This window comes from Commensalibacter sp. A3DC, assembly GCF_047307945.1.
Lineage (GTDB): Bacteria > Pseudomonadota > Alphaproteobacteria > Acetobacterales > Acetobacteraceae > Commensalibacter > Commensalibacter melissae.
In genome coordinates this window covers 1-24,206 of record NZ_JAXOQA010000028.1, presented here as the reverse complement: position 1 = coordinate 24,206, position 24,206 = coordinate 1, and the positions used below count along the sequence as shown (strand labels likewise).

Sequence of the window (24,206 nt, the reverse complement as noted above, 5' to 3'; positions counted from 1 at the left end):
GCATCATGAATAAGACAAATGGAAATATCAGGTATATCACGCAGCAATTGACTGGCCAATGTCAATCCGGCAAGTCCACCCCCAATTATAACCACATCATAATTTTTCACTATATCCCTCAACTTAATATTAAAGTAATTAATTGTTTTATTTATGATTAAGATAAAACAATAGTACTAAATTAGGTTGAATATCTAAACAATCAATTTTATAGATATTATATAGTTTAAAATAAATAATATTTCTTGGAGCGGATGAAGGGAATCGAACCCTCATGAACAGCTTGGGAAGCTGTCATTCTACCATTGAATTACACCCGCCAAAATATGAAAAATAATATTTCACATTAAAATAACCAAATTGAATAGAAAAATATATCTTTTTTGATAATTTTTAAAAAATAAAGAAATTACTAACCACTTTTCTTGCATTCCTCTATCATGAACGCTCCTTATGGTTATCAAAGAGAAATATTATGAACAAAACCTCTTCCCATCGCCTAGCCACTCGTTTACTTCATGATAATATTGAACGTTCTTCCTTTGCTGAAACATGTGAAGCTCTTTTTTTAACATCTGGGTTCATTTATGAAAGTGCAGAACAAGCAGAACGCACTTTCCAAAAAAAAGAAAGGCATTATCAATATAGCCGTGTTAATAACCCTACCATTACCAACCTTGAAAATCGACTTATTCATTTGGAAGAGGCTGAATGTTGTGTTGCCACCTCAACAGGAATGAGCGCAATTTTTGCTGCCTTATTTTCCAATTTGAAACATGGGGATCGTGTTATCGCATCTAAGGCGCTTTTTGGGTCAAGTTACTGGATTGTTGAAAATTTTTTACCAAAATTAGGAATCGAAACCGCTTTTGTTGAAGGCACGAATATTCAGGAATGGAAAAAAGCATTATCCAAACCTGCAGCAGCTGTTTTGATTGAAAGCCCTTCCAATCCAATGCTAGACATTTTGGATATTCGGCAAATTGCTGACTTGACCCATCAGGCAGGCGGAATATTGATTATTGACAATGTTTTTGCCACTCCATTATATCAAAAACCTTTGAAAGTAGGGGCTGATCTTGTTGTCTATTCTTGTACAAAACATATGGATGGACAGGGGCGTGTCCTAGGAGGTGCTATTCTAGGTAGTAAAGACTTGCTTGAAGCCGATATTATACCTTTTGTTCATAATACAGGACTTACAATTTCAGCTTTTGATGCGTGGATATTGCTGAAAGGTCTGGAAACTTTTCCACTTCGTATGGAAAAAATGACCGAAAATGCGAAAATCTGTGCAGAATTTATTGAAAAATCTGATGTTGTTAATCTTATTCGATATCCCGGATTACACTCACATCCTCAATATGGCCTTGCCTGCAAACAAATGGATGCGCCAGGTGCCATGATCGCCTTTGAAGTCAATGGGGGGAAAAAAGGTGCATTTACATTCATGAATGCCTTACAGCTCATATTAATTTGTAATAATCTTGGTGATAGTCGGAGTATTGTAACGCACCCGGCAACAACAACACATATGAAGGTCAGTCCAGAGGATCGTTTAAAACTCGGAATTACTGATGGCATTATCCGCTTTTCAGTAGGAATGGAGGATCCACAGGATTTACTTGAGGATCTGCAAAAAGGATTTGATAAATTAACAATTTTTTTGCAAAAACAAACAATAAATAAGTAATCTTTTAAATTGAAAATATATTAATTTTTTCCATATATTTTAATACTGAAGGAAAATATAATAAAATCGTGTAGTTTCATTTTAAACAAAACCGTTTAATTTTCCCTTTACAAAATTAATATATATCTTTTTATATTGTCCAAAATTACTTCATACCAAACAGAAACATTGAACAGTTTTACTGGTTTAAAAGATTTATAGAATATGACTGATAAAAAAACTTCCGCCCCCTCTCGTTCAGAAGCTGAAGAAGCGGTGCGTACCCTTATTCGCTGGGCTGGTGATGATCCGGATCGTGAGGGGTTAATAGATACGCCAAGCCGTGTTATAAATGCCTATGCCGAATTTTTTTCTGGCTATAAAGAAAACCCGAAAGAAATCCTTGGCCGAACATTTGAAGAGGTCGGTGGATATAAGGAAATTGTCCTTTTACGTGACATTCGCTTTGAAAGTCATTGCGAACACCATATGGTTCCAATTATTGGAAAGGCTCATGTTGCCTATTTACCCAATAACTATGTCGTCGGCATTTCCAAACTGGCCAGGATTGTAGAGGTTTTTGCCAAAAGATTACAAATTCAAGAAAGAATGACAGCGGAAATCGCCAATATAATCCAAGAGGTATTACAACCTAGAGGGGTCGCTGTAATCATTGAGGCCACTCATCAATGCATGACAACCAGAGGTGTGCATAACCCAAGTGTATCTATGGTTACATCAAAATTGCTTGGTGTTTTCCAACAGGATCAAAATGCAAGAGCAGAACTTTCAGCTTTATTAAATCGTTCTGTTTCATTTATGTAACTAATTGATCTCAATCGTTGAATGATCATCTAGAATACGACGTAAAATTTGTTGAACATCAGGATATTTCTCCGTGGAAATCACTTCACATAAATAACGCATTTGTCGTCGCGTCGTATAAAGCTGATCCAAAAGTTGCAGAACCAAAGACATTGAATCTTCTGCCACTCCTAAATGATCCCTTAATTCAAGAATTAATTTGGCCCTTGCCTCATCAATCTCCTTAAATAAATAATTTCCCTCTTTCTTTTCTGGCCTCAACCATTGATTGTTTATCCAGTGATAGACATCATTGGCTGTTATTTCAGGTAAATTATAGCATAACATTTCAAGGGTTATCATTTTCTTTCCCTTTTACATTTTTTAGATTTAATTGGATTGATCAATGGATTTACGTAAAAACTCTTCCAAAGCGGGATCGACTTTACCAATCGTAATTTGTAAAGTTACATACAGATTCCCAGCCTCAAGATTTTTACGGGGTGGAATACCCCGTCCACGTAACCTTAGTACAGTTCCGCTATCTGAATGAGCCGGCACATTTAACGCAACCTCGCCGGTAGGAGTTGGAACAGTCAGCTTACCGCCCAAAACCGCTGTCTTTAGATCAACAGGCCACGTCATTCTTATATCCTGACCATCTCTTTTAAAATAGGCATGAGGCATTACCTGAATGGTAATCAAGGCATCCCCGGCAGGACCATTTTGAAAGCCAGGATCCCCTTTTCCGCGCAACCTTAAGGTCTGACCATCATCAATTCCAGGAGGGATTTTAACATCAAGTGTTCCCCCTTCAGGTAAGGTAATTCTCGATGTTGTACCATTAACTGCATCCAGAAAACTAATTTTCAGACTATAGCGTCGATCCTGCCCTTTCTGTGGACCTCTACTGGATCTTCCTTGAGAAAAACCCCGACCAGAGAAACCACCCCAGCCACCACCGCCAAACCGGTTCAATATATCCTGCAAATCATCCTCGGAAAATTGATTACCGTGCATTCCTTCACCCTGACTGTACCGAAATCCTTGCGCTCCATCAGCATAATGACGATATCCGGCACCTCCCCCCGGAAAGCCCTGTTCCTGACCATGAATGTCAATCTCACCACGATCAAAACGGGCCCTCTTTTCTGGATCTGAAAGCAATTCATTCGCAACGCTAATCGCTTTAAATTTATCCTCAGCCTCTTTATTTCCGGGATTTAGGTCAGGATGATATTTTTTGGCCAATTTTCGATACGCTTTACGTATCTCATCCTGACTGGCTGTTTTCGATATTCCCAAAATGGTATAAGGATCTAAACTCACTGCACTTTTCTCTTAATTTTCTATCATTATGGCTTTGAAATCGATTTCATCGGATAAAGTAATCAACAACGCCTCAAACACATCTGCTGGAATGCCTTTTGCAGCAGAGTTTCTTGCCACCTTAATTAATTGATCCCTTACAAATTCTTTTTCAAAATCAGTATTCTGTTTTTTATTATCATCCATAGTCTGGCAGTCCCAATAAACTTTGAAACCAAAATTTATTTTTTAAAAGTATAACCACATTTTCATTAAACTTGAAATCAAAATAGCTGATTATTTATAAAATACAGTTCATCAATATAATGTTCTATTATTTATGAATTATCTCCCCAAATTTTCCGATTTGACCGCGATGCCTTAACCAATGATCTGCCAAGACACAGGCAAGCATGGCCTCTCCAACTGGAACAGCCCGTATACCGACACAAGGATCATGTCGACCTTTGGTAATTACTTCAACAGATTCACCTTCTGAATTAATTGAGGGTTGAGGGACAAGAATTGAGCTTGTCGGTTTAACTGCAAAACGAACCACAATTGGTTGACCGCTGGAAATACCGCCCAGAATACCGCCCGCATGATTAGAGGCAAATGAAAGCTTGCCATTTTCAAGATATATAGGATCAGCATTCTCTTCACCCCGTAGGGTTGCAGCGGCAAAGCCTTCACCGATTTCAACAGCTTTTACGGCATTGATACTCATCATGGCCTGGGCAATATCAGCGTCCAGTTTTCCATAAATTGGCGCCCCCAATCCTGCGGGAACCCCTTCGGCCACCACTTCAATCACCGCACCGATGGATGACCCAGCCTTACGGATTATGGATAATTCATTCCTCCAGATCTCGACCATTTGTGCATCGGGACAAAAAAAATCATTTTTTTTAACCTCGTCCCATGACCATCGGTCACGATTGATTTTTTTATCCCCAATCTGAATTAGGGCCCCACGAATAAAAATTGAATTTCCCAAAATCAAACGGGCAATCGCTCCAGCAGCAACACGCATGGCTGTTTCCCTGGCTGAAGATCTTCCTCCCCCTCGATAATCCCGTATACCATATTTCAAATCATAGGTAATATCTGCATGACCTGGACGGTAGGACTGAGCGATATTGGAATAATCCTTGGAACGCTGATTGGTGTTTTCAATCAATAATGATATAGGAGTGCCTGTCGTTTTACCTTCAAACACACCTGATAATATCTTCACCTGATCGGGCTCATGACGCGTGGTTGTAAATGAGGATTGTCCAGGTCTGCGTAAATCCAGCCAAGGTTGAATCAATTTCTCAGAAAGCGGAATCAAGGGAGGACACCCGTCAACAACACAACCGATTGCAGGCCCATGACTTTCCCCCCATGTCGTAACCCTGAACAAGCTTCCAAAACTATTACACGACACGTTACTGTTCACTCACTGTAAAATTGATTAATTATCTGACAAGGCAATATCAGGTGCATCAGGATTTTTCATTCCAACCAGATGATAACCACAATCAACATGATGTATTTCACCTGTGACCCCTCTAGATAAATCAGAAAGGAAATATAAACCCGCCCCGCCAACTTCATCAATGGTAACATTACGTTGTAAAGGAGAATTAAGCTGATTCCATTTCAGGATATAACGGAAATCGCCTATTCCACTTGCCGCCAATGTTTTGATAGGACCAGCGGAAACCGCATTGACACGAATATTATCAGGTCCAAGATCTGCTGCCATATACTGCACGGAAGCCTCCAAAGCTGCCTTGGCTACACCCATAACGTTATAATGAGGCATCACACGTTCAGATCCCAGATATGTCAAGGTAAGAAGTGATCCACCATCTGGCATTAATCTTGCGGCCTCTTTTGCAACAGCAGTAAAAGAATAGCATGAGATATCCATGGCTGTTAAAAATGCCTCTCTAGGAGTATCAACATAACGTCCACGCAAATATTGTTTATCAGCCCATCCAATCGCATGAACAACAAAATCTAGTTTTCCCCATTTTTGGGCAATATCTTCAAATACGTTGCTGATATCCTCATCTTTACTGACATCACAAGGCAAAAGATAGGTTGATCCCAAACTTTCGGCCAAAGGGGCGACCCTTTTTTTCAAGGCATCTCCCTGATAAGTAAAAACAAGCTCTGCCCCTTGTAACGCACAAGCACGCGATATTCCCCATGCTATCGAATGATTATTGGCCAAACCCATAATCAAACCGCGTTTTCCTTGCATCAAATTTCCCTTTACAGGCAAAACATCATTTTTCGTTATCATAACACCCCTTAATAGATTTTTTGTTTTTGTATGTCTTTTGACAATTAAAAAGTAGCCAGAACAATTCCTAAATTGGCGTTCATTTTAAAACAAAAAAAAAAGAAAAGAAATCATTTTCATTATGGATACAATCTTTAGAGATTAAACCCAAACATTATCAAATAATACCCCTCAACTTTTTGTTTTAATTAAGCTCCAGCATTCCTGTCACAAAAATGTGATTCTTTTCAGCGCTCTATTTCAGCCTAGAATTCATTTTATCTATTAAAAAATCAAATAAGCGATTAATATCCAAGATTATACCCCGTTTATTTTAAGGAAAGGGAATAAACAATGCTTAGCGTCAAGAAAATACTCATTCCTATTCAAGGCACCCCTTTATCTGAATCTACTCTAACCACTGCCTATTACCTCTCAAAAAACTATAATGCTCATCTTGCCGTTATCCATATTCAACCCGATAGAAAAGACCTTATTCCGCTTACTAGTGAGGGATTGTCCGGATCCATGATTGAAGAGGTCATGAATGTTGCCGCCTCAGAAAATCAAAAACGGTTAAAACTTGCCCGAGAAATTTTCGATAATTTTATCGATAAATACAATATCGAATTAACCGACCCAGACCTTACTGAACCTGCTAAGGAAAAAATTACGGCCAGTTTCACCAATATGGTTGGGCGGGAAAATGAATTAATTACCTACTGGGCACGCTTGTCCGACATAACGGTGATTTCTCACCCCGATTCAGACAGTGAAATTTCCTCTTCCGAAGCACTTCATACCCTATTATTCGATAGTGGCCGCCCCATCATTATTGCCCCCAAACAAAAACCCCTTACAACCGGCAAAAAAATCTGTATCTGCTGGAATGGCAGCGCAGAATCAGCCGCCGCCCTGCATGCAAGTTTGAGATGGCTTCATTATGCTGAACAGGTCTATATCCTATATACGAATGATTATGAAAATCATGATAAGAAAATTCAAGATGTTGTTAACTATCTCAAATTCCATAACATTCAAGCAACTCCCCATCAATTGGGCAATGACAGGGATGTTGGAAATACAATCCTTTCAACCTGTAATGAGATAGGAGCGGACATGTTATGCATGGGTGCCTATTCCCACCCACGTTGGCAGCAGCTGATTCTGGGAGGGGTCACACGTTACATGCTTGAAAACGCCAATATATCTGTCTTGATGAATCGATAAAACATCATCTTCATTTATCCTTATGGTAAAAGGATAATTTTCCCTTTTACTATTTTTTTTTGTGTAATTATAAAAAATAATGTTATATATACATACTTGTATAGTTATAAAAAGGAATTACCTATTGTGGTTTCTCAAGACAGGCAGGCCGATCAATCTGATTATTATGTTTTAACCGCAAATCGTCTTCTGGATGGGCGGGTTGTGTGGTTCACCCCGCAAGAACATTGGGGAATAATGCTGGAAGACGCCCAACTTTTTTCCAATAAGGAAAATGCCGAAAAAAAATTGCAGGAAATCATCCAGTCCAATACTGCCCATTTTTTAATTGATTTACATTATGTAGAATTAATAAACCCTTTCCATCCAGCATCAGCACGTGAAAATATTAGAGCGTTTGGTCCCAGTACACATCCTGAATTTAATCCACGCTCTATAATAAGATGATTATCAATGAAACAGTTTCCATCCCATGATACCGATTCAAACACCATAAAAGTCATTGGTCGTTATAACTATGACGAAATTGATTTTGATTTTTTAAAAGAAAGAATCAATCAATTCAGGTCACAGATTGAAAGACGGCTGAATGGTGAACTTTCTGAAGATGAATTTAAACCCTTACGATTGATGAATGGTGTATACCTTCAATTACATTCCTATATGCTTCGTGTTGCCATCCCATATGGTATTTTATCATCAAGAATGTTGCGCGGTTTGGCATATATTGCCCGTTACTACGATCGTGGATATGGTCATTTCACTACCCGTCAGAACATACAATTTCATTGGACAAAACTAGAGGAGGTCCCCGATATTCTAACGTATCTGGCATCTGTTGAAATCCATACCATCCAAACCAGTGGAAATTGTATCCGTAATATCACCAGTGATGAATTTGCTGGTGTGGCGCAAGATGAGATCTTGGATCCCCGTATTTATGCAGAAATTATGCGTCAATGGTCAACGCTTCACCCTGAATTTTCATTTTTGCCCCGAAAGTTCAAGATTGCTATAAGTGGCTCTTCAAATGATCGTATCGCTGCTTGTTTTTATGATATTGGCATATTAACCCGTCGCAATGAACAGAATAAACCCGTTTTTGAAATCTGGGTTGGTGGTGGCCTGGGCCGCATTCCGGTTAAAGGTAAAATCATCCGTGATGACTTGCCCCCTGAACATTTGCTTGCTTATCTTGAAGCCATTATCCGTGTTTATAATCTGCATGGAAGTCGAAATAATTTATATAAATCGAGAATCAAAATTCTTGTAGAGAATCTTGGTATAGATGCTTATCGCAAACAGGTTGATAAAGAATTTGATACCATGGATTTAGAACAATACCGTTTGTCTGACGATATCATAAATTCGATTCACAAACGTTTTGGTCATCCCAATCTTGCCGATATCCCAAACGCTTCTGAAACCATGAAAAAACATCAGCAAAACAATCCGGAATTTGACCGATGGGTAAAACATAACAGCCACCCTCATTTTCATAAAGATTATATAGCAACCGTCATTTCCCTTAAAAACATCGGGGAAACACCTGGTGACATGACAGCAGATCAAATGAATGCTCTGGCCAATCTGGCAGAGGAATATTCCTTCGGGGAAATTCGTGTGACTCATTTACAAAATCTTGTCTTGGGGCATGTCAGAAAAGACCAATTATTTTTTCTATGGCAGGCTTTGCAAAAATATCGGCTGGCAATGCCAAATCAGGGATTAATTACAGATATCGTCTGCTGTCCCGGACTTGATTACTGCTCCTTGGCAAATGCGCGGTCAATCTCTGTCGCCAAGGAAATAATGTCTCTATTTCAGGATATCCGTTTACAGGAAAAAATAGGTCCCATACATATTGGAGTCGATGGATGTATCAATTCCTGTGCCCATCATCATATCATGAATATTGGTGTTTTGGGGGTTAATAAAAAGGGGGAGGAATTCTATCAAATAAAACTTGGCGGATCTTCCTATAAAGGCAGAGCCGCAATAGGTGCCATACTAGGAGCGGCACTTACTGCGGAGGAAGCGGTTGATGCCGTTCGCAGGCTAATTGATTTTTATCTTGAGCAACGTCATGAAAATGAATATTTTATTGATACTTACAACCGCCTAGGTATCAGCCCATTCAAGGAAATTGTCTATGCTACTGCTTAAAGATGGTGAAATTATTGATAACCCCTGGATTGTAATTGAAAATAATTTACCAACATCGTTACCTGATTATCCGATCCTGTCGCAAACGCTTTTATCCACGCTTGACAATATCGATAAAATTCATCAACCACTTGGTGTTTTATTGCCATGCGATCAAGATATTGAACACTTAAGACCTTATCTTGAAAAGCTCTCCCTTATTGTCCTGGAATTTCCCTCTTTTAAAGATGGCAGGGCTTTTTCACAAGCTCGCCAAATCAGAGAGCATCTAAAATTTACAGGAGAACTACGGGCAATTGGGCATATTCTTCCCGATCAATATCAATTTCTAACCAGGGTTGGTTTTACAACCATCTTGATCCCAGATAATGCCAATATAGCAAGTTGGAAAGAAAATAGACAGCATTTTACAATCGGTTTTCAGTCTTCCGTTTTAAAAGAGCCCAAACAGGGTTTGGTAAGAAAGCTTTAGGTCTCTTACAAGTAACGATATATTTTAAAATATACTGTTATCTAACTAATAAAATAAAATCTTGTTCAAATTGTACAATAGCTTCCTATATCAATCATATGTAAATCTTTATCACCATCAGTTTCAAACAGCATTTTATCCATTTTCAAATGTTTGCCTCCATAAAAAAAATAATTCAAAATAGTTTAATCTTTATTTTAAGAGGTTATTTGAAACTGGCCTTACAAACAACATGTTGGCAATTTGATATTGACCCGCAAGCACGCTCTTTACTTACTTGTAGGGATGGTCAACCCGCCCTTGTCATTTTTTGGCATGAAACCCTGATCCTTTCACCACGTTTATGGTGGTGGGCCTTACCTCAGAACCCTTATCTGACCCTATATGTACTTATTAGTAAAAATAATGATGGACGCCTCATCAGCAAAATTGTTAATCCCTGGCGAATATGGACAGTACAAGGATCTGCCAATAAAAACGGACAAGATAAAGGTGGAGCGACCGCTTTCCGCAAACTTCTAAAATTATCCAAAGCAGGTCATCTAATCGCCATCATGCCCGATGGGCCAAGAGGCCCACGCCATCATTTACATCCAGGATTGATCAAGCTTGCCTTACTTGCCAAAACTAAAATCGTACCTGTCGGAGCTTATTGCAGCTCAATACGCCTAAACAACTGGGATAAATTGATCGTCCCCTTACCGTTCGGTAAAGGAAAAATGGTTTGTCGCACACCTATCGAGGTCACAAAGAAAAATTATGATACAATTGAAACAGAAATCATTAACCAACTACATCAAGCCAACCAGCTGGCACAATCATGAAAACCATAATTGAGGATCATTTTCTTTTATCAGCCTGGACAGCATTAACGAATTGTTTGTCTCCCTTTTTACCATTTTATCTTCAAAACCGTTGCAAAAAGGGTAAAGAAATTCCCAACCGCCTTAAAGAAAGGCAAGGTTATCCTACCCTATCCAGACCTGCTGGTTCAATCATACAATTTCATGCCGCAAGTGTTGGAGAACTTGTTTCCATTTTTTCGGTCATTCAAGCCATTCATATTCAGGATGCCAGCCAGAGTTTTTTGATTACAACAGGAACAGTTACCTCCTTTCGTATCTTAGAAAATTTCATATCGCATCATCCAATATTAGCCAGACATATTATTCATCAATTTATACCCCTCGATATTCCACAATGGATCAGTCGTTTTTTAACTTATTGGCATCCATCCCTTATTGTTCTGGCAGAAAGTGAAATCTGGCCCAATCTTATCAAAGAAGCCTGCCAAAAAAAAATACCGCTTGCTTTAATCAACGGACGCCTTTCCGATCGCTCATTAAAAAACTGGAAAATTTGTCCATCCCTTATCCAAAACATTCTATCACGTTTTCAATGGATCATTTCCCAATCTGAACATGACCAAAATAATTTTGCACATCTACAGATTACAACCGATTATTTAGGCAATTTAAAACAAACAGCACAAAAACTCCACTTTAATTCTCAAGAATTGGTCGAGTTAGAAAACTATTTTAATAATTCTCCAATCTGGCTGGCAGCATCAACCCATCCTAACGAAGAAACCCTTATTGCCAAAACGCATACTGTATTAAGAAAAAAATGGCCTAACCTTATTACAATCATTGTACCACGCCATCCTGAACGAGGACAGGAAATCATTAATGAGATAGGAATAGTTGCCCAACGCAGTAAACATGAGCTTCCTTTTGAAAACGGTTTATGGCTCTGTGACACTTTAGGAGAGCTTGGACTATTTTACAGATTGGCTGACATTGTATTTATAGGCAACAGTCTTGATGTTGTTCATAAAGGGGGTGGTCATAATCCATTTGAAGCTGCGCAATTAAATTGTACCATTGCAACTGGACCCAAAATACATAATTTCAGACAGGCTTATTATCATTTGCAGAAAGCGGTTACAATAATTCACACCATAGACGATCTGACAAACTGGGTTGATAAAATGCTGTCCGACCCACAATTAAGAAAAAAACAAGCCTGTCTGGCCTTGGAAATCATGGAACAAAAAAGCAATCTTGCTACGGATATAGGCACTCATCTTCTAAAATTAGCAAGGCAATCCATATGAAGGCTCCCTTTTTCTGGCAACAATATCCTCCCACACCAACAGCAAAAATTTTAACCCCCTTTTCGTTCATAACCTCACTTATCACCCGTTATCAAATAAACAAACCAGGCTGGCATGCCCCTATTCCTGTTCTCTGTTGTGGAAATTTGACTATTGGTGGCACAGGAAAAACTACCGTAGCGCTGGAAATGGGTCATTATTGCCAACAACAATCAATTCCTTTCGCATTTTTGACACGTGGCTATAAAAGAAAAAGCAGAATTGCAGAACCATTTATGGTTGATCTCAATCAGCATAATGCCAAAGATGTTGGTGATGAAGCCCTTTTATTGGCCCGACTTGCACCAACGTGGATTGGTGGCAATCGAGCCGCATCGGCCAAAGCAGCAATAAAGAAAAGTCCTGTAAAATTACTAATCATGGATGATGGTTTGCAAAACCCTACCCTGTATAAAGATCTATCCATCCTAGTTGTTGATGGTGTAACAGGTTTTGGAAATCAAAGACTTTTGCCTGCCGGCCCTTTACGACAACCTGTTATACAAGGGCTTAAAACAATCAAAACCTGTATTTTTATTGGCAAAGATAAAACAGGGCTTTTACCCATGATTTCATCCCATGTACCTGTTTTCAAGGCAAATCTAACAATGAATCCTGCCATTCGACGGTTTTCTAATCAATCTGTTATCGCCTTTGCAGGCATTGGACGACCTGAAAAATTTTTTCAAACCTTAAAAGATAACCAACTTATCCTTTCAAAAACAATTTCATTTCCAGATCATCATCATTACTCAAACAAAGACCTAAACAAGCTTGTATCACTTCATCACCATTATCAATTGCCCCTGGTAACAACACCCAAGGACTATGTGAGGTTACCAGATCAATTCAGACCTTTGGCCACTCCACTAGAGGTTTGTTTGACATGGCACGATCCCGCATCTTTACAAAAGCTATTTCAGATGATTCATTTCTAACCAATTTACTTTTCAAGATTTCTCTATATCTTTTCTATGTAATCTTTTAGACTGTCATCCATTCCGTTTTAGTAAAATCCATTCAATAAAAATTTCCTTCATGTCCTTGCCCTTGCCATCCCGTCAGATTATTTCCAATTGGTTGAAACAATGTTTATATTACGGTGAATATCTGATCGCTGAAATTTGTATAAACCTGTTACAAAAACTTTCTCCAGAACAAGCCTCCAATCTAGGTGGATGGATTTGTCAAAAAATTGGCACGAAACTTCCCGTTTCCAAAATAGCTGATAGAAATCTAAAATTTGTCATGCCTGATCTGTCCTTGCAGGAAAGACAAAAAATTATAGCAGGCGTATGGGAAAATCTTGGAAGAACAGTTGGAGAATTTCCACATCTTGCTAATCTTGAACAAAATACCAAACAAGGTGCGGGCTGGGAAATCATTGGGGAAAATTATTTAATTGGACAGGCAAAGCGTAAAGGACCGGTTTTATTTGTATCAGGTCATCTTGGAAACTGGGAAATGTTGCCACCGGGGGTTGCACAATATGGGGTTCCTTTTTCTTCTTTTTTCCGTGCAGCTAGCAATCCCTATGTAAATGAGCTTATCCTTCAATTACGATATCAAGCCATGCAACAAAAAATTCCCATGTTTGCAAAGGGAGCAAAAGGGGCAAAACAAGCATTAAGACACCTTTTACAAGGAAAAAGACTTGGTGTTCTAAGTGATCAGAAGATGAATGATGGCATTCGGGTTAATTTTTTTGGAAAACCCGCAATGACCTCTTCCGCTGTTGCAAGCCTGGCCCTGAAATTACGTTGTCCCATCATTCCCGGTTATGTAAAACGACTTGGACCTGCAAGACTGCGCATTATTGTCGAAACACCCATTGATTATTCGGATCTAGTCGAAAACAATATAGAAAATGTTCGAATATTAACCCAACGCATAAATGACAAAATTGAAGAATGGATAAGGAAACAACCAGAGCAATGGCTCTGGCTGCATAAAAGATGGCCAAAAGAATACTATAAACCCTAGTGTGTCATACTGCCCGATATATTATCTTTTGGAGTTGAAATCATTTTCCCTCCACCAAAGGACTGAATTTCAAAAATTTGTAAATCACGTTTTACTGTTCCATCGGGATGCAGGGCAAAAAAGCCATCAATACCATTAAATCCATCCGGTCGCGTTAGATTTTCTATTGAGAAACCACCTGGACGTTTTCTCAAACTGTTTGCCAATGCAGCTGAATCATAGGTGAAGTCCGCTAGGGGTTTTGGGGTTTGTCCATATCTTGCCATATATTGCCGGATAAATTCCTGACGTTTGACCGGATTGGGCGCGACATACCAGGCCCCTTTTAATTTTCCCAATTTACCCGCAAAAGATGACCATAAAGTAGGTCCCATAATCCTGACCTGGCTTGTAGAAACCTGCACTTCATTCATCGCATTGATAACAGACTGCAACTGTAATCCTGTATCAGCCAAAAGCAAGGCGTCAAACGGAGGTTTATCCAGTTTCAGTTTTTTTATCTCGACTTTTTTTTCAGGTTTTGAAGGAATAAGTTCATTTTGTAAACTATCTCCATCTTCCTTGGGTCCATTCGCTGCAGTGGTATCAGTTAAATTCTGGTTTTGAGAGTTTATTTTAGCCGCTTCCGTTCTTTCATCAAAATTTGACATTGATTTCAATTTTTGTGTGATGTCAGACAGGTCAGCCGCATGATACACGATTGTGGGTTGCATCAATCCCTGATCAGAACAGCTTTTAATTAATCCATCTGCCATTGCCCGACCAAAACTGTTATCAGGTAAAAAAGCTGCAAATTTCATTCGCCCTTCATTTTTGGCTGCTTTTACCAAAGTTTCAATTTGCTGATTTTGCGTAATTCCAAAAATCCACACATTTGAAGATGCAATTGAAGCATTACTGCTATAGGAAAGAACCGGAATATTGACCGCACCAGTCACTGCTGCAACCTCTGTTGTATCCTTAGCTGTCAAGGGACCAAGAATAATGCCATCACCTGCCTCAATGGCTTTATGGGCTGCTGCAGAAGCCCCACCCGTTTCTGCCGTATCATGAACGTCGAGTGCAGAGGGTTCATCAATGGCGAGCCGGGCGGCTTTTAACATATTGTTTCCCAATCCGCCATTTCTCCCCGTCAAGGGAAGAAGAAGCCCAATTTGTTTTTTGGAAGGTTGTTGCAAATTTTGAGTAGGTGTCGTAATAGGAGTATTATTATCACTATGACTAGAAGAACAAGCTGCCAGCAAGCATACAGGGATAGTGACCTTTAACAAATTTGCCATAAAAGAATTCAATCCCAAACAATTTTGTTTAAAAGGTATTTTCTGCTCTATCAATAGTATTCTCCTTTGATTTAATCAAAATCTGATTATCAGTTATTATTAAAATGCAAAAACAAAATATTCAATCAAATATTAACACAATCCAATCAAACAGGCTTTTACATAATCGTACCATTGAAAATAATGCTCGATTTTTTCTGGTTTCGACACCAATTGGCAATCTTGGTGACCTAAGTTTTCGTGCCAAAATGATTTTACAGGAATGCGATTTGATTTTATGTGAAGATACACGGGTCAGTGCAAAACTTCTATCAACCTATGGTATTACAACCCCAACCGAATGCCTGCATCAACATAATGAAACCCATCGTATCCATCATGTTTTAAATTTACTTCACCAAGGTAAAAAAATTGCATTGATTTCTGATGCAGGCACCCCTTTGGTATCTGATCCAGGATATCAACTAACCCATGCTGTCATAAAAGAAAATATTAAAATTACAGCCATTCCCGGCGCAAATGCAGCTTTAATGGCATTAACTTTATCAGGACTTCCACCACATCCCTATTTATTTATTGGTTTTCCGCCACCAAAATCAACAGCTCGGCAAAATTCTTTTGCTATCTTAAAGGCAGTAGAAAATATAGGACTAACCCCAACCTATATCTGGCATGAAGCACCCCATCGATTGATCGATATGCTAAAAGATTTGAAAGAGGTTTTTGGCGAAAATCGTGAGGCAGCCGTAGCTAGAGAATTGACAAAAAAATTCGAAGAAATTCAACGTGGTAATTTAAAATCTTTGCTTGATCAATTTTCCCAAATCTCACCAAAAGGTGAAATGATTGTATTATTGGCCCCTCCATCTTCAGAAAAAAATAACCATGATATGATAGATCTTGATGCAAATCTTATTGAGGCCTTAAAAACAATGTCCATTAAAGACGCTGCCCAAGTTGTGTCCACCGCTCTTCACTTGCCCAAAAAAATTGTTTATAAACGTGCGCTTGAACTGCAAAAAATATAATCCCTATTCATCATCCTTAAAATGAATGTTAAATAACTCATCAGAAACAGATTTTTTAGGATGAAGGTCATACAAGTCAACTTTGGTAACCTGACCCTGCGCATCAACGACCTCCCATCCTCTTAAAACCATATAATTTTGATTGAATATCAACGTCAAGCTTCCTTCTGAAGGAGAGGCCGTCCTGACAACCGTGACCTGAATTAAACCATTTTCCTTTTCATATTTAACAATCGTGACATCTCCGGAAAAATGAAGATCCGGCTTTAATAACAGTCCTAATGGATTTTGATCAATTGGAATAGTGGTTGTTTGACCAACAGCTCCATCATGAAAAACCATTTTCCCTTCATTCGCTACCAACAATAATTGACTGGGTTTATCATATTCAAACCTGATCCGCCCTGGACGCTTGATCCAAACCTGTCCAGTGCTTCGTTGACCATTCGGGGCAATCTGCTGAAAATTGGCTTTCATTATTGTCAGATTATCAATCCAATTTTCCAACTGCTGAATATTATTTAGCTGCTTGGACGTCAGTGTCACACCCGTCATTGCATTCCCAGTCTTATCCTGAGCAAAAGCAAGATTTCTTAAACCCATCATTTCCAAAACGGCAATAAAACAGCAAATGGAAACAACTTTCAACAATCGCATGGCAAAACCCTTTTAGCAGAAATGTAATTATTGTTACAGACTTGCCTGCACAATACGATAACTTACATCAGGTGTAATATTTTTTCTTTCCCCCAATGCGGTCATATGATGTCTCTTTAATTGCTCAATTACCTTTTCCGCAGCATTATTATCAATATCATATTCGTGTAAATAGGTTTTTACACCAAAACTTTCAAAAAATTCCCTTGTTTTCCTGATTGCTTCATCAATAATCTTTTCATCACTATATCCTGTTAATCCCCATACTCTCTTACCATATTGAAGAAGTTTTTCACGTTTATCTTGACGCATTTCCTCTAATAAGGATGGAAGTACAATCGCCAAAGTCTGCCCATGATCAAGACCATACAAAATTGTCAGTTCATGTCCAATCATATGAGTGGCCCAATCTTCCGGAACCCCTGCGGCAATCAAGCCATTTAGAGCCATTGTTGCTGCCCATACAAAATTTGCGCGAGATTCATAATCCTCTGGATTATTATAGGTCTTTGGACCCTCTTCAATTAAAGTTAACAAAATCCCTTCAGCAAAACGATCTTGAATGGATCCATTAACTGGATAAGTCAAATATTGTTCTGTAGTATGGACAAAAGCATCAATAATTCCGTTTGCAACTTGCTTTTTCGGTAAACTGAATGTTTTCGTTGGATCCAGAATAGAAAATACAGGATATAAAAGCTCGTTTTTAATCGGCAATTTATCTTCTGTTGTCTTCCGTGAGATAACAGCATTACTGTTCATTTCCGAACCTGTTGCCGGTAAGGTCAAAACAAATCCGAAAGGAACAATCTGCTGAATATCTTTTCCACCATCAAGTACCAATTTCCAAGGATCATCCTTGCAATGTACTGCCCCGGCGATAAATTTGGTCCCGTCCATGACAGATCCTCCGCCAACGCCCAATATAAAATCAAAATTTTCCTGACGAATTTTCTCAACAGCTTTCATGAGAGTTTCAAAAATAGGATTGGCTTCTATTCCTTCAAAAATCTCGACATGACGACCACCCAATGCCTTTTGTACCTCAGCAAGGGTTCCATTTTTGCGAACACTGCCCCCTCCTATAGTAATTAGTACTTTTGCATTTTTAGGAATTAAGCTGTTCAATTTTTCAATTGTATTTTGTCCGAAAACGATACGTGTTGGATTATAAAATTCAAAATTTTGAATCGACATGACTAAATTCCTTTTATAAAATCAATTTATTAATTTACAATATTCAACCTTAATGACTCAAAGAACAATAAAATTAATTTTTTATCTTCCCTAAATCATAGACTCTTTCATAATTCGCCTTACATCTCCCCCCCAAACCGTTTCATAACGGTGTAACCAATATTCAGACTGGGTTGGACCTCCCTCAGCAATTTCAAATAGGGGAATCAGATACTTGGTTTCATCATCACCATTCTCATCCTTAAAATTGCGATTTTTCAATCCTTGTTGAGCCAACTGAAGAAGACGCCTCATAAATTCCCTAAGGTTTTCTCTACCGATTGATGCTGACAATCCCTGTCCGATCACTTTATTTCTTAAAGCTTTATAGAAAGACCATTCCTGTTCCCTGACCAGTTTTTCCACAGCCAGCAACGTTGAAGAATCATACAATAATCCCGTCCAGAAAGCCGACATTGCAATCATCATTTCCCTTGATCCTGCATCCGCACCCCGCATTTCAAGATATTGTTTCAAACGGACATCAGGAAAGGCAACTGTTATATGGTTTTTAAAATCTCCCATGGTCAGTTTCTCATGCTCCAAACCCGCAGGTGTTCTACCCTGTATCCATGCCCGAAAAGATGCCCCGGAAACATCAATCATCTTACCATGACGAATGACAAAATACATCGGCACATCCAACAGCCACTCGATATAGTGTTCAAAACCAAAATGATCGTCAAAAAAAACATCGGGCATACCTGCACGCTGATTATCCGTATCTGTCCAGATATATGCACGCATTGACTGCAACCCGCTCGGTTTTCCTTCATAAAAGGGTGAATTTGCAAATAGAGCGGTAAATATGGGCTGTAAAGCCAAAGATACACGCATTTTACGTGCCATGTCTTTTTCTGAAGAAAAATCCAGGTTGACCTGAACTGTACAAGTTCTTGTCATCATATCCAGGCCAAGTTTTCCAACCTTTGGCATATAGGCTTTCATAATTTCATATCGCTTTTTGGGCATCCAGGGCATTTGGTCACGTCGTGCAAACGGATGAAATCCCAAAGGAGAAAATCCCAATGCCAAAGAGTCAGCAGCACGATGCATATCCTGAAAATGCAAATCCATTTCCCGGCGCGTTTCATGCAGAGTTTCAACAGGCGCCCCAGATAGCTCAAATTGTCCAGCCGGTTCAAGGGAAATCGCACCCCTGTCACCATTAAATCCGATAAGGTTATTCATATCGTAAAGCGGCTGCCAGCTTTCATGCTGATCTTGAATATTTTTTAAAACATCCTCTATTCCATCCGGTTTATAAGCGGGAGGGAATAAATAATCACGATCATTCTGAGAATTAATGAATCCAAATTTTTCATGCTCAGTACCAATACGCCAATTTTGAACAGGTTTACATCCACCGGCCAAATAATCAGCCAATTGTTTTACGGAAGTTACTAGAGTCTGATCATGATCAATTAAACTGGACATATACAATCTATCTACATTTACATTTTTAAAAAAGAAGTAATTATTATACTATATTAAGCTTTTACATAAGGAAATAATTTTGCAAGTCCTGCAGCAATAGCTGTTTCCGCTTTTAAAACAAGATTTCCCAAGGATATAGGAAGTATAAATTTATAAGAAAGTAATTTTTCGATTTCACATTCATCAAACCCTCCTTCGGGACCAATAAGGAGCCCTTCGTTTCCATTATATAATGGTTGAAAAGTTGCATCAATCTTTCTTTCATTTCCACGCTCTAGCGCTATCAGCAAAGGCTTGTCCTGTGGCCAAACATCACAAATTTCGAATAGGGAACAAAGTGACCTTATTTCGGGAATGGTCAAACGGTTACTTTGTTCTGCAGCCTCTTTGGCGATAGCCAGTAACCTTTCATCTTTAATTCTTTGACTGTTTGTTCGCAATGTCTGAACAGGCTGAATAATTCTGACCCCCAATTCAGTCGCCATACGAACAGCCAAATCTGTTGCATCTCGTTTCAAGGGTGCAAAAAGCAAGGTTGGTCCATGAGCAAGAATGGGTAACCTTACCTGCTCCAACAGATGAACAACCCCTTTGTTTTTGGATATATGCTCTATTTCACCAATCCACTCTCCATCTCGGTTATTAAACAAAATAACTCTGCCACCTTTTTTCAATCGTAAAACATTTCCTAGATAATGAACAATTGTAGCGGATAAATAACAAGGTTCATTTGCAACCAATGTTATAGATTGATCTAAATCAATATAGATACGCGGTACAAAAGACATTCATTCCACCATTCTGTAACAAAATATTCAAACAATCTTTTTCTAGTAAAAAAACAGTTTTATACTATAAAATCCATAAAGCTTTTACACCATCCTCGATATTCAGGCACAAATTTACCTTTTGGAATTAACTGTGAATCAAAAATCATCATATTCTGATATCAATGTATCAAGTTGGATTAATTTTTTACCGTCTTCCTTAAAACCTTATGCCATCTTATCCAGACTGGATCGCCCGATTGGAAACTGGCTTCTCTTTATCCCGGGGTTATGGGGAATCCTATTACCCCATCAAATCAATTGGGCAATACGCTTAAAACTCATATTTCTTTTTGCGCTGGGCAGTATCATCATGCGCAGCGCCGGTTGTGTTGTAAATGATATATGGGATCGTGATTTTGACCGTCAGGTTACCAGAACACAACAAAGGCCCCTTGCAAATAATACAATTTCCCTAAAAAGAGCAGTTTGTTTTTTACTTGTTCTCTTGGCTCTTGGTTTTCTCATTCTATTACAGCTAAATCCGCTTTCATGGCTTTTGGGCGCTTCCTCCCTAATTCTTGTTGCTCTCTATCCTGGTGCAAAAAGAATTTTTGCCTGGCCACAACTTGTTCTGGGATTTACATTTGGATTTGGTGCCCCCCTTGGATATACCGCCGCTACAGGCTGTTTATCCTGGTCCCAATTTGCGTTATATACCGCAACTATTTTTTGGCAAATCGGTTTTGATACTATTTACGGATATCAGGATATAGAAGATGATCAACGAATTGGTGTCAAATCAACCGCCCGATGGGCCGGGGAGGCAGGAAAGATTTTCGTGGGTACAAATTATGGCTTTTGTATCATAATGTTATTGATTGCCATGATTTTAAATCAGAATAGCTGGGTTTCTTTCTGTGCCCTTCTCTTACCCTTGAGCCATTTTATATGGCAGCTTAAAAACTTTGACTTATGCAACCCAACCTGTTGCCTAATATTGTTCAAATCCAATCGTGATGCCGGTATATTGATCGCCTTGGCTTTATTAATGGGAAATATTTTTCAATGAATCCGGCACTATTCCAAAAATTTATTTCCGATTATACCATTTTAAAAGAAGTTGATTTTGTTCCGGAAATTTCACTTTATCAAGCCAGTGATATTACACCTATTTGGCAAGCGACTGAAAACTGGCTTGCCGAGCAAAATATTGAACCGCCTTTCTGGGCTTTTGCCTGGCCTGGAGGAAAAGCACTCGCACGGTATATTATAGATCATCCTCGATTTGTTAAACAGAAAAAAGTCCTGGATTTTGCAGCAGGATGTGGAATTGCCGCCATTGCAGCGGGCAAAAACAACGCGCAATTTATTGAAGTCGCAGATATTGACCCTCTGGCACAGCAAGCATGTGCATCAAATGCAAAGGCCAATCATATTCTTCTAGATAAAAATTCCAAAAATATTGTTGGACTACCCTGTCAATGGGATCTAATTCTTTGTGGTGACGTTTGTTATGAAGCCCCGATGACCAGGCATATCTGGCCCTGGCTAAAAAAATGTGCCGCCACCGGTGCACAGGTCATTATTGCAGATCCTGGACGTAATTATTTACCCAAAGAAGAACTTTTCCCTATTCATGAATATAATATTCCGACAACAATGGAACTGGAAGATTGTACCAGTCGTCACACGATATTATATCAACTCACCCTCTAGATTTCCAAATCAGAAATTGACATATCCGGCCGTTCCCACCAATGACCTTGTCCATTTTCCGATTGGGGAACAAAATCAAAAGGATTGCCCGAAAAACTGACCGTATTTGTCGGGGTTTCCTTGATATCGATTTTAAAACAATATAAGCCGGTTTTTTCTGCATCCAAAATTTTATTGACCTTGATCATTAATAAACAAGCCATTAATTCAGTTGTTGGATCACCTGGTGTCACGACTAAATGCCTTACACGTTTTGGTTCATTTTTGATAAACCAGGGCAAAAGGGGATCATCTTCTGAAAGCTGAAAAGAATGATCTATGGAACCATCCACAAATTGATGCCATTTCTTTTTTGCATAATAGAAAGGAAGGACCATATTTGCAGAACCATCCAGTCTTTCCGCTTCATGAGCCTTTAAATAAACGCTCACCTCTTCATTATGCCCATGCGGTGTGGCACAAATATCTCCAGCCCCGTGAATCAAACGATGCCCCATAGAATAACGACGAGTAAAAACCAAATCAAACACCAAACATTTCCTTTTGCCGCAAATAGGTCTCCCATCCAGCCTGACGTAATTCGCAGGCAGGACAATGACCACAACCATATCCCCATTCATGATAATGGGTACGATCGCCCAAATAACAACTATGCGTTTCCTTATTGATTAATTCAATAAGTGAATCATTTCCCAAAGTTTCAGCCAATTTCCATTCTGCAGCCTTGTCAAGCCACATTAATGGTGTATGCAAAACAAATCGCGTATTCATTCCCAGATTAAGCGCAACCTGCAAAGCTTTTAACGTATCGTCCCGACAATCAGGATATCCTGAAAAATCTGTTTCACACATGCCACCAACCAAATGCCGCAAATTTCTTCTGTTTGCAATAATCGCGGCATAAGTTAAAAAAAGTAAATTCCTTCCAGGAACAAAGGTCGAAGGTAATCCCTGCTTATTCCATTCAATTTCGGTTTCCCGCGTTAAGGATGTATCAGAAATCGCTCCCAAATCTGATAATTTCAAAATATGATCCTCTCCAAGACGCTCTTTCCATTCCGGTTGAATATTCAAGATCTTTTCGCGAATTACCGAACGGCATTCCATTTCCACAAAATGACGTTGTCCATAATCAAATCCTAGCGTCTCGACAATTGGGAAATGTGTCAAAGCCCAGGCCAAACAGGTTGTTGAATCCTGGCCTCCCGAAAATAAAACCAGGGCCCCTTCTGAAAAATCTGCTGTTTTTTTCATTATGGAATTCCTATTAATTTATGTGTTTGCAATGAAAGGTACCATTTTGGATTATCCTGACAGTATTGGATTGCCTGACGCAAATGTTTATCTCTCTGCTCATCATCCCTAGGCTGCAAACGAAAACTCTTAAAAGATAATGATTCAAATTTCTGGGGATTCATCGCTTCTTGTGGATACACTAATTTCAATTCATCCCCATGCATTTGCATTAGGGCAGCCCCTTGTTTGGGACTTACACAAATCCAATCCACCCCTTTTGGTACAGGCATCGTTCCATTTGTCTCAACAGCAATAAAAAAACCTTTTTTCTTCAGAACATCAATCAAGGATTTATCTAGCTGCAACAAAGGTTCCCCTCCGGTAAAAACAACAAAACGATAGGAAGTGTCCCTTTCTCCCCAATGTTTTTCAATAGCTATGGCCAACGAATTTGCATCTTCAAATCGTCCACCACCAGAACCATCCATTCCGACAAAATCTGTATCACAAAACTGACAAATCGCAGTAGCTCGGTCTTTTTCCTGTCCGGACCACAAGTTACAACCGGAGAAACGGCAAAAAACCGCTGTCCTGCCTGCAAAATAGCCTTCTCCCTGCAAGGTAAGAAAAATTTCTTTTACTGCATAGCTCATTATCTTAATTTCAAAACTGTTCAAACAATCAATGAAGTATTCTAGTACCATATAATTTTTTATCTTTTAAAGATAAAATTTATTACAGGTTTTCCTTGTATACAAAATTTGAAATTGTTTCGAATGGA

At 38.9% G+C, this 24,206-nt stretch carries 27 protein-coding genes and 1 tRNA gene; 13 read left to right on the top strand and 15 right to left on the bottom strand.

The features are described 5' to 3' along the window. Both U0839_RS04850 and U0839_RS04845 read right to left on the bottom strand, forming a co-directional pair. A partial coding sequence (locus tag U0839_RS04850; protein ID WP_413550182.1) for a lycopene cyclase family protein occupies positions 1-95 on the bottom strand: 95 nt, incomplete at its 3' end. Positions 96-246: 151 nt separating this feature from the next. Continuing rightward, positions 247-320, bottom strand: a tRNA-Gly gene (locus tag U0839_RS04845). A gap of 155 nt (positions 321-475) precedes the next feature. Between U0839_RS04845 and U0839_RS04840 the strand changes: the two genes are divergently transcribed. Continuing rightward, positions 476-1,693: a trans-sulfuration enzyme family protein gene (locus U0839_RS04840; RefSeq protein ID WP_155579874.1), complete on the top strand. Its 1,218-nt coding sequence runs from the start codon at positions 476-478 to the stop codon at positions 1,691-1,693. 204 nt (positions 1,694-1,897) lie between these two features. Continuing rightward, on the top strand, positions 1,898-2,497 hold the full coding sequence (folE, locus tag U0839_RS04835) for a GTP cyclohydrolase I FolE (RefSeq protein ID WP_155564777.1): 600 nt from the start codon (positions 1,898-1,900) through the stop codon (positions 2,495-2,497). Here the strand turns inward: folE and U0839_RS04830 are convergent, their stop codons facing one another. The 5 genes from U0839_RS04830 to fabI all read right to left on the bottom strand — a co-directional run bounded on the left by U0839_RS04830 (position 2,498) and on the right by fabI (position 6,080). Beyond that, a complete protein-coding gene (locus U0839_RS04830) occupies positions 2,498-2,839 on the bottom strand; it encodes a hypothetical protein (RefSeq protein WP_110439244.1) in 342 nt (113 codons plus the stop codon). A gap of 27 nt (positions 2,840-2,866) precedes the next feature. Continuing rightward, entirely contained in the window at positions 2,867-3,805 is a 939-nt protein-coding gene (locus tag U0839_RS04825) for a DnaJ C-terminal domain-containing protein (protein WP_370533571.1), read from the bottom strand. A 12-nt stretch (positions 3,806-3,817) separates the two neighbouring features. Continuing rightward, on the bottom strand, positions 3,818-3,991 hold the full coding sequence (locus U0839_RS04820) for a hypothetical protein (protein ID WP_155564776.1): 174 nt from the start codon (positions 3,989-3,991) through the stop codon (positions 3,818-3,820). A 127-nt stretch (positions 3,992-4,118) separates the two neighbouring features. Beyond that, complete coding sequence (aroC, locus tag U0839_RS04815; protein WP_370533570.1) at positions 4,119-5,213, bottom strand: chorismate synthase; 1,095 nt, start codon at positions 5,211-5,213, stop codon at positions 4,119-4,121. A 27-nt stretch (positions 5,214-5,240) separates the two neighbouring features. After that, positions 5,241-6,080 (bottom strand): enoyl-ACP reductase FabI, encoded by an 840-nt coding sequence (gene fabI, locus U0839_RS04810; protein ID WP_110439241.1) that lies wholly within the window; start codon positions 6,078-6,080, stop codon positions 5,241-5,243. Positions 6,081-6,413: 333 nt separating this feature from the next. Between fabI and U0839_RS04805 the strand changes: the two genes are divergently transcribed. The 8 genes from U0839_RS04805 to U0839_RS04770 all read left to right on the top strand — a co-directional run bounded on the left by U0839_RS04805 (position 6,414) and on the right by U0839_RS04770 (position 14,065). Then, positions 6,414-7,289 carry a universal stress protein gene (locus tag U0839_RS04805; protein WP_155564775.1) on the top strand — a complete coding sequence of 292 codons (876 nt, stop codon included), beginning with the start codon at positions 6,414-6,416 and terminating at the stop codon, positions 7,287-7,289. A 126-nt stretch (positions 7,290-7,415) separates the two neighbouring features. Further along, the gene (locus tag U0839_RS04800; RefSeq protein WP_196424186.1) at positions 7,416-7,736 is read left to right on the top strand and encodes a DUF2849 domain-containing protein; all 321 of its coding nucleotides are present in this window, start codon (positions 7,416-7,418) and stop codon (positions 7,734-7,736) included. A gap of 6 nt (positions 7,737-7,742) precedes the next feature. Continuing rightward, positions 7,743-9,455 (top strand): nitrite/sulfite reductase, encoded by a 1,713-nt coding sequence (locus tag U0839_RS04795; protein ID WP_413550179.1) that lies wholly within the window; start codon positions 7,743-7,745, stop codon positions 9,453-9,455. Then, on the top strand, positions 9,442-9,927 hold the full coding sequence (locus tag U0839_RS04790; RefSeq protein WP_155566170.1) for a DUF934 domain-containing protein: 486 nt from the start codon (positions 9,442-9,444) through the stop codon (positions 9,925-9,927). The genes U0839_RS04795 and U0839_RS04790 overlap by 14 nt, the downstream gene beginning before the upstream one ends. Positions 9,928-10,136: 209 nt before the next feature. After that, positions 10,137-10,751, top strand: a complete 615-nt coding sequence (locus tag U0839_RS04785) for a lysophospholipid acyltransferase family protein (protein ID WP_230872995.1) — start codon at positions 10,137-10,139, stop codon at positions 10,749-10,751. Continuing rightward, entirely contained in the window at positions 10,748-12,043 is a 1,296-nt protein-coding gene (locus U0839_RS04780; protein ID WP_413550178.1) for a 3-deoxy-D-manno-octulosonic acid transferase, read from the top strand. The genes U0839_RS04785 and U0839_RS04780 overlap by 4 nt, the downstream gene beginning before the upstream one ends. Further along, positions 12,040-13,020 carry a tetraacyldisaccharide 4'-kinase gene (gene lpxK, locus U0839_RS04775; RefSeq protein ID WP_413550177.1) on the top strand — a complete coding sequence of 327 codons (981 nt, stop codon included), beginning with the start codon at positions 12,040-12,042 and terminating at the stop codon, positions 13,018-13,020. Before U0839_RS04780 ends, lpxK begins: the two co-directional genes overlap by 4 nt. Before the next feature lie 100 nt (positions 13,021-13,120). Then, on the top strand, positions 13,121-14,065 hold the full coding sequence (locus U0839_RS04770) for a lysophospholipid acyltransferase family protein (protein ID WP_198193616.1): 945 nt from the start codon (positions 13,121-13,123) through the stop codon (positions 14,063-14,065). Here the strand turns inward: U0839_RS04770 and U0839_RS04765 are convergent. Continuing rightward, positions 14,062-15,345, bottom strand: a complete 1,284-nt coding sequence (locus U0839_RS04765; RefSeq protein ID WP_413550176.1) for a penicillin-binding protein activator — start codon at positions 15,343-15,345, stop codon at positions 14,062-14,064. The genes U0839_RS04770 and U0839_RS04765 overlap by 4 nt on opposite strands. 104 nt (positions 15,346-15,449) lie before the next feature. Here U0839_RS04765 and rsmI point away from each other — a divergent pair, with 104 nt between their 5' ends. Further along, the gene (rsmI, locus tag U0839_RS04760; protein WP_155564767.1) at positions 15,450-16,373 is read left to right on the top strand and encodes a 16S rRNA (cytidine(1402)-2'-O)-methyltransferase; all 924 of its coding nucleotides are present in this window, start codon (positions 15,450-15,452) and stop codon (positions 16,371-16,373) included. 3 nt (positions 16,374-16,376) lie between these two features. On the opposite strand, the gene U0839_RS04755 is transcribed toward rsmI, so the two are convergent. The 4 genes from U0839_RS04755 to U0839_RS04740 form a co-directional block, all read right to left on the bottom strand. Then, entirely contained in the window at positions 16,377-17,030 is a 654-nt protein-coding gene (locus U0839_RS04755; protein ID WP_155564766.1) for a LolA family protein, read from the bottom strand. Between the two features lie 33 nt (positions 17,031-17,063). Then, positions 17,064-18,227 carry an iron-containing alcohol dehydrogenase gene (locus U0839_RS04750; RefSeq protein ID WP_155564765.1) on the bottom strand — a complete coding sequence of 388 codons (1,164 nt, stop codon included), beginning with the start codon at positions 18,225-18,227 and terminating at the stop codon, positions 17,064-17,066. Between the two features lie 90 nt (positions 18,228-18,317). Then, positions 18,318-19,703 carry a glutamate--cysteine ligase gene (locus U0839_RS04745; RefSeq protein ID WP_155564764.1) on the bottom strand — a complete coding sequence of 462 codons (1,386 nt, stop codon included), beginning with the start codon at positions 19,701-19,703 and terminating at the stop codon, positions 18,318-18,320. Positions 19,704-19,756: 53 nt separating this feature from the next. After that, complete coding sequence (locus U0839_RS04740) at positions 19,757-20,491, bottom strand: RsmE family RNA methyltransferase (protein ID WP_155564763.1); 735 nt, start codon at positions 20,489-20,491, stop codon at positions 19,757-19,759. 133 nt (positions 20,492-20,624) lie between these two features. Here U0839_RS04740 and ubiA point away from each other — a divergent pair, with 133 nt between their 5' ends. Beyond that, positions 20,625-21,542 (top strand): 4-hydroxybenzoate octaprenyltransferase, encoded by a 918-nt coding sequence (ubiA, locus tag U0839_RS04735; protein ID WP_370533569.1) that lies wholly within the window; start codon positions 20,625-20,627, stop codon positions 21,540-21,542. Beyond that, complete coding sequence (locus tag U0839_RS04730) at positions 21,539-22,189, top strand: class I SAM-dependent methyltransferase (protein WP_155564761.1); 651 nt, start codon at positions 21,539-21,541, stop codon at positions 22,187-22,189. Before ubiA ends, U0839_RS04730 begins: the two co-directional genes overlap by 4 nt. On the opposite strand, the gene U0839_RS04725 is transcribed toward U0839_RS04730, so the two are convergent. Genes U0839_RS04725 through queE form a run of 3 tightly spaced genes read right to left on the bottom strand, consistent with a single transcriptional unit; the run spans position 22,186 to position 24,078 of the window. Continuing rightward, positions 22,186-22,719 carry a 6-carboxytetrahydropterin synthase gene (locus U0839_RS04725; protein WP_198197871.1) on the bottom strand — a complete coding sequence of 178 codons (534 nt, stop codon included), beginning with the start codon at positions 22,717-22,719 and terminating at the stop codon, positions 22,186-22,188. The two genes, U0839_RS04730 and U0839_RS04725, sit on opposite strands and share 4 nt — an antisense overlap. After that, a complete protein-coding gene (gene queC, locus U0839_RS04720; RefSeq protein ID WP_155564759.1) occupies positions 22,712-23,443 on the bottom strand; it encodes a 7-cyano-7-deazaguanine synthase QueC in 732 nt (243 codons plus the stop codon). Before queC ends, U0839_RS04725 begins: the two co-directional genes overlap by 8 nt. Next, positions 23,443-24,078, bottom strand: coding sequence for a 7-carboxy-7-deazaguanine synthase (gene queE, locus U0839_RS04715; protein WP_155564758.1), 636 nt, complete (start codon positions 24,076-24,078; stop codon positions 23,443-23,445). The genes queC and queE overlap by 1 nt, the downstream gene beginning before the upstream one ends. Positions 24,079-24,206: the final 128 nt, after the last annotated feature.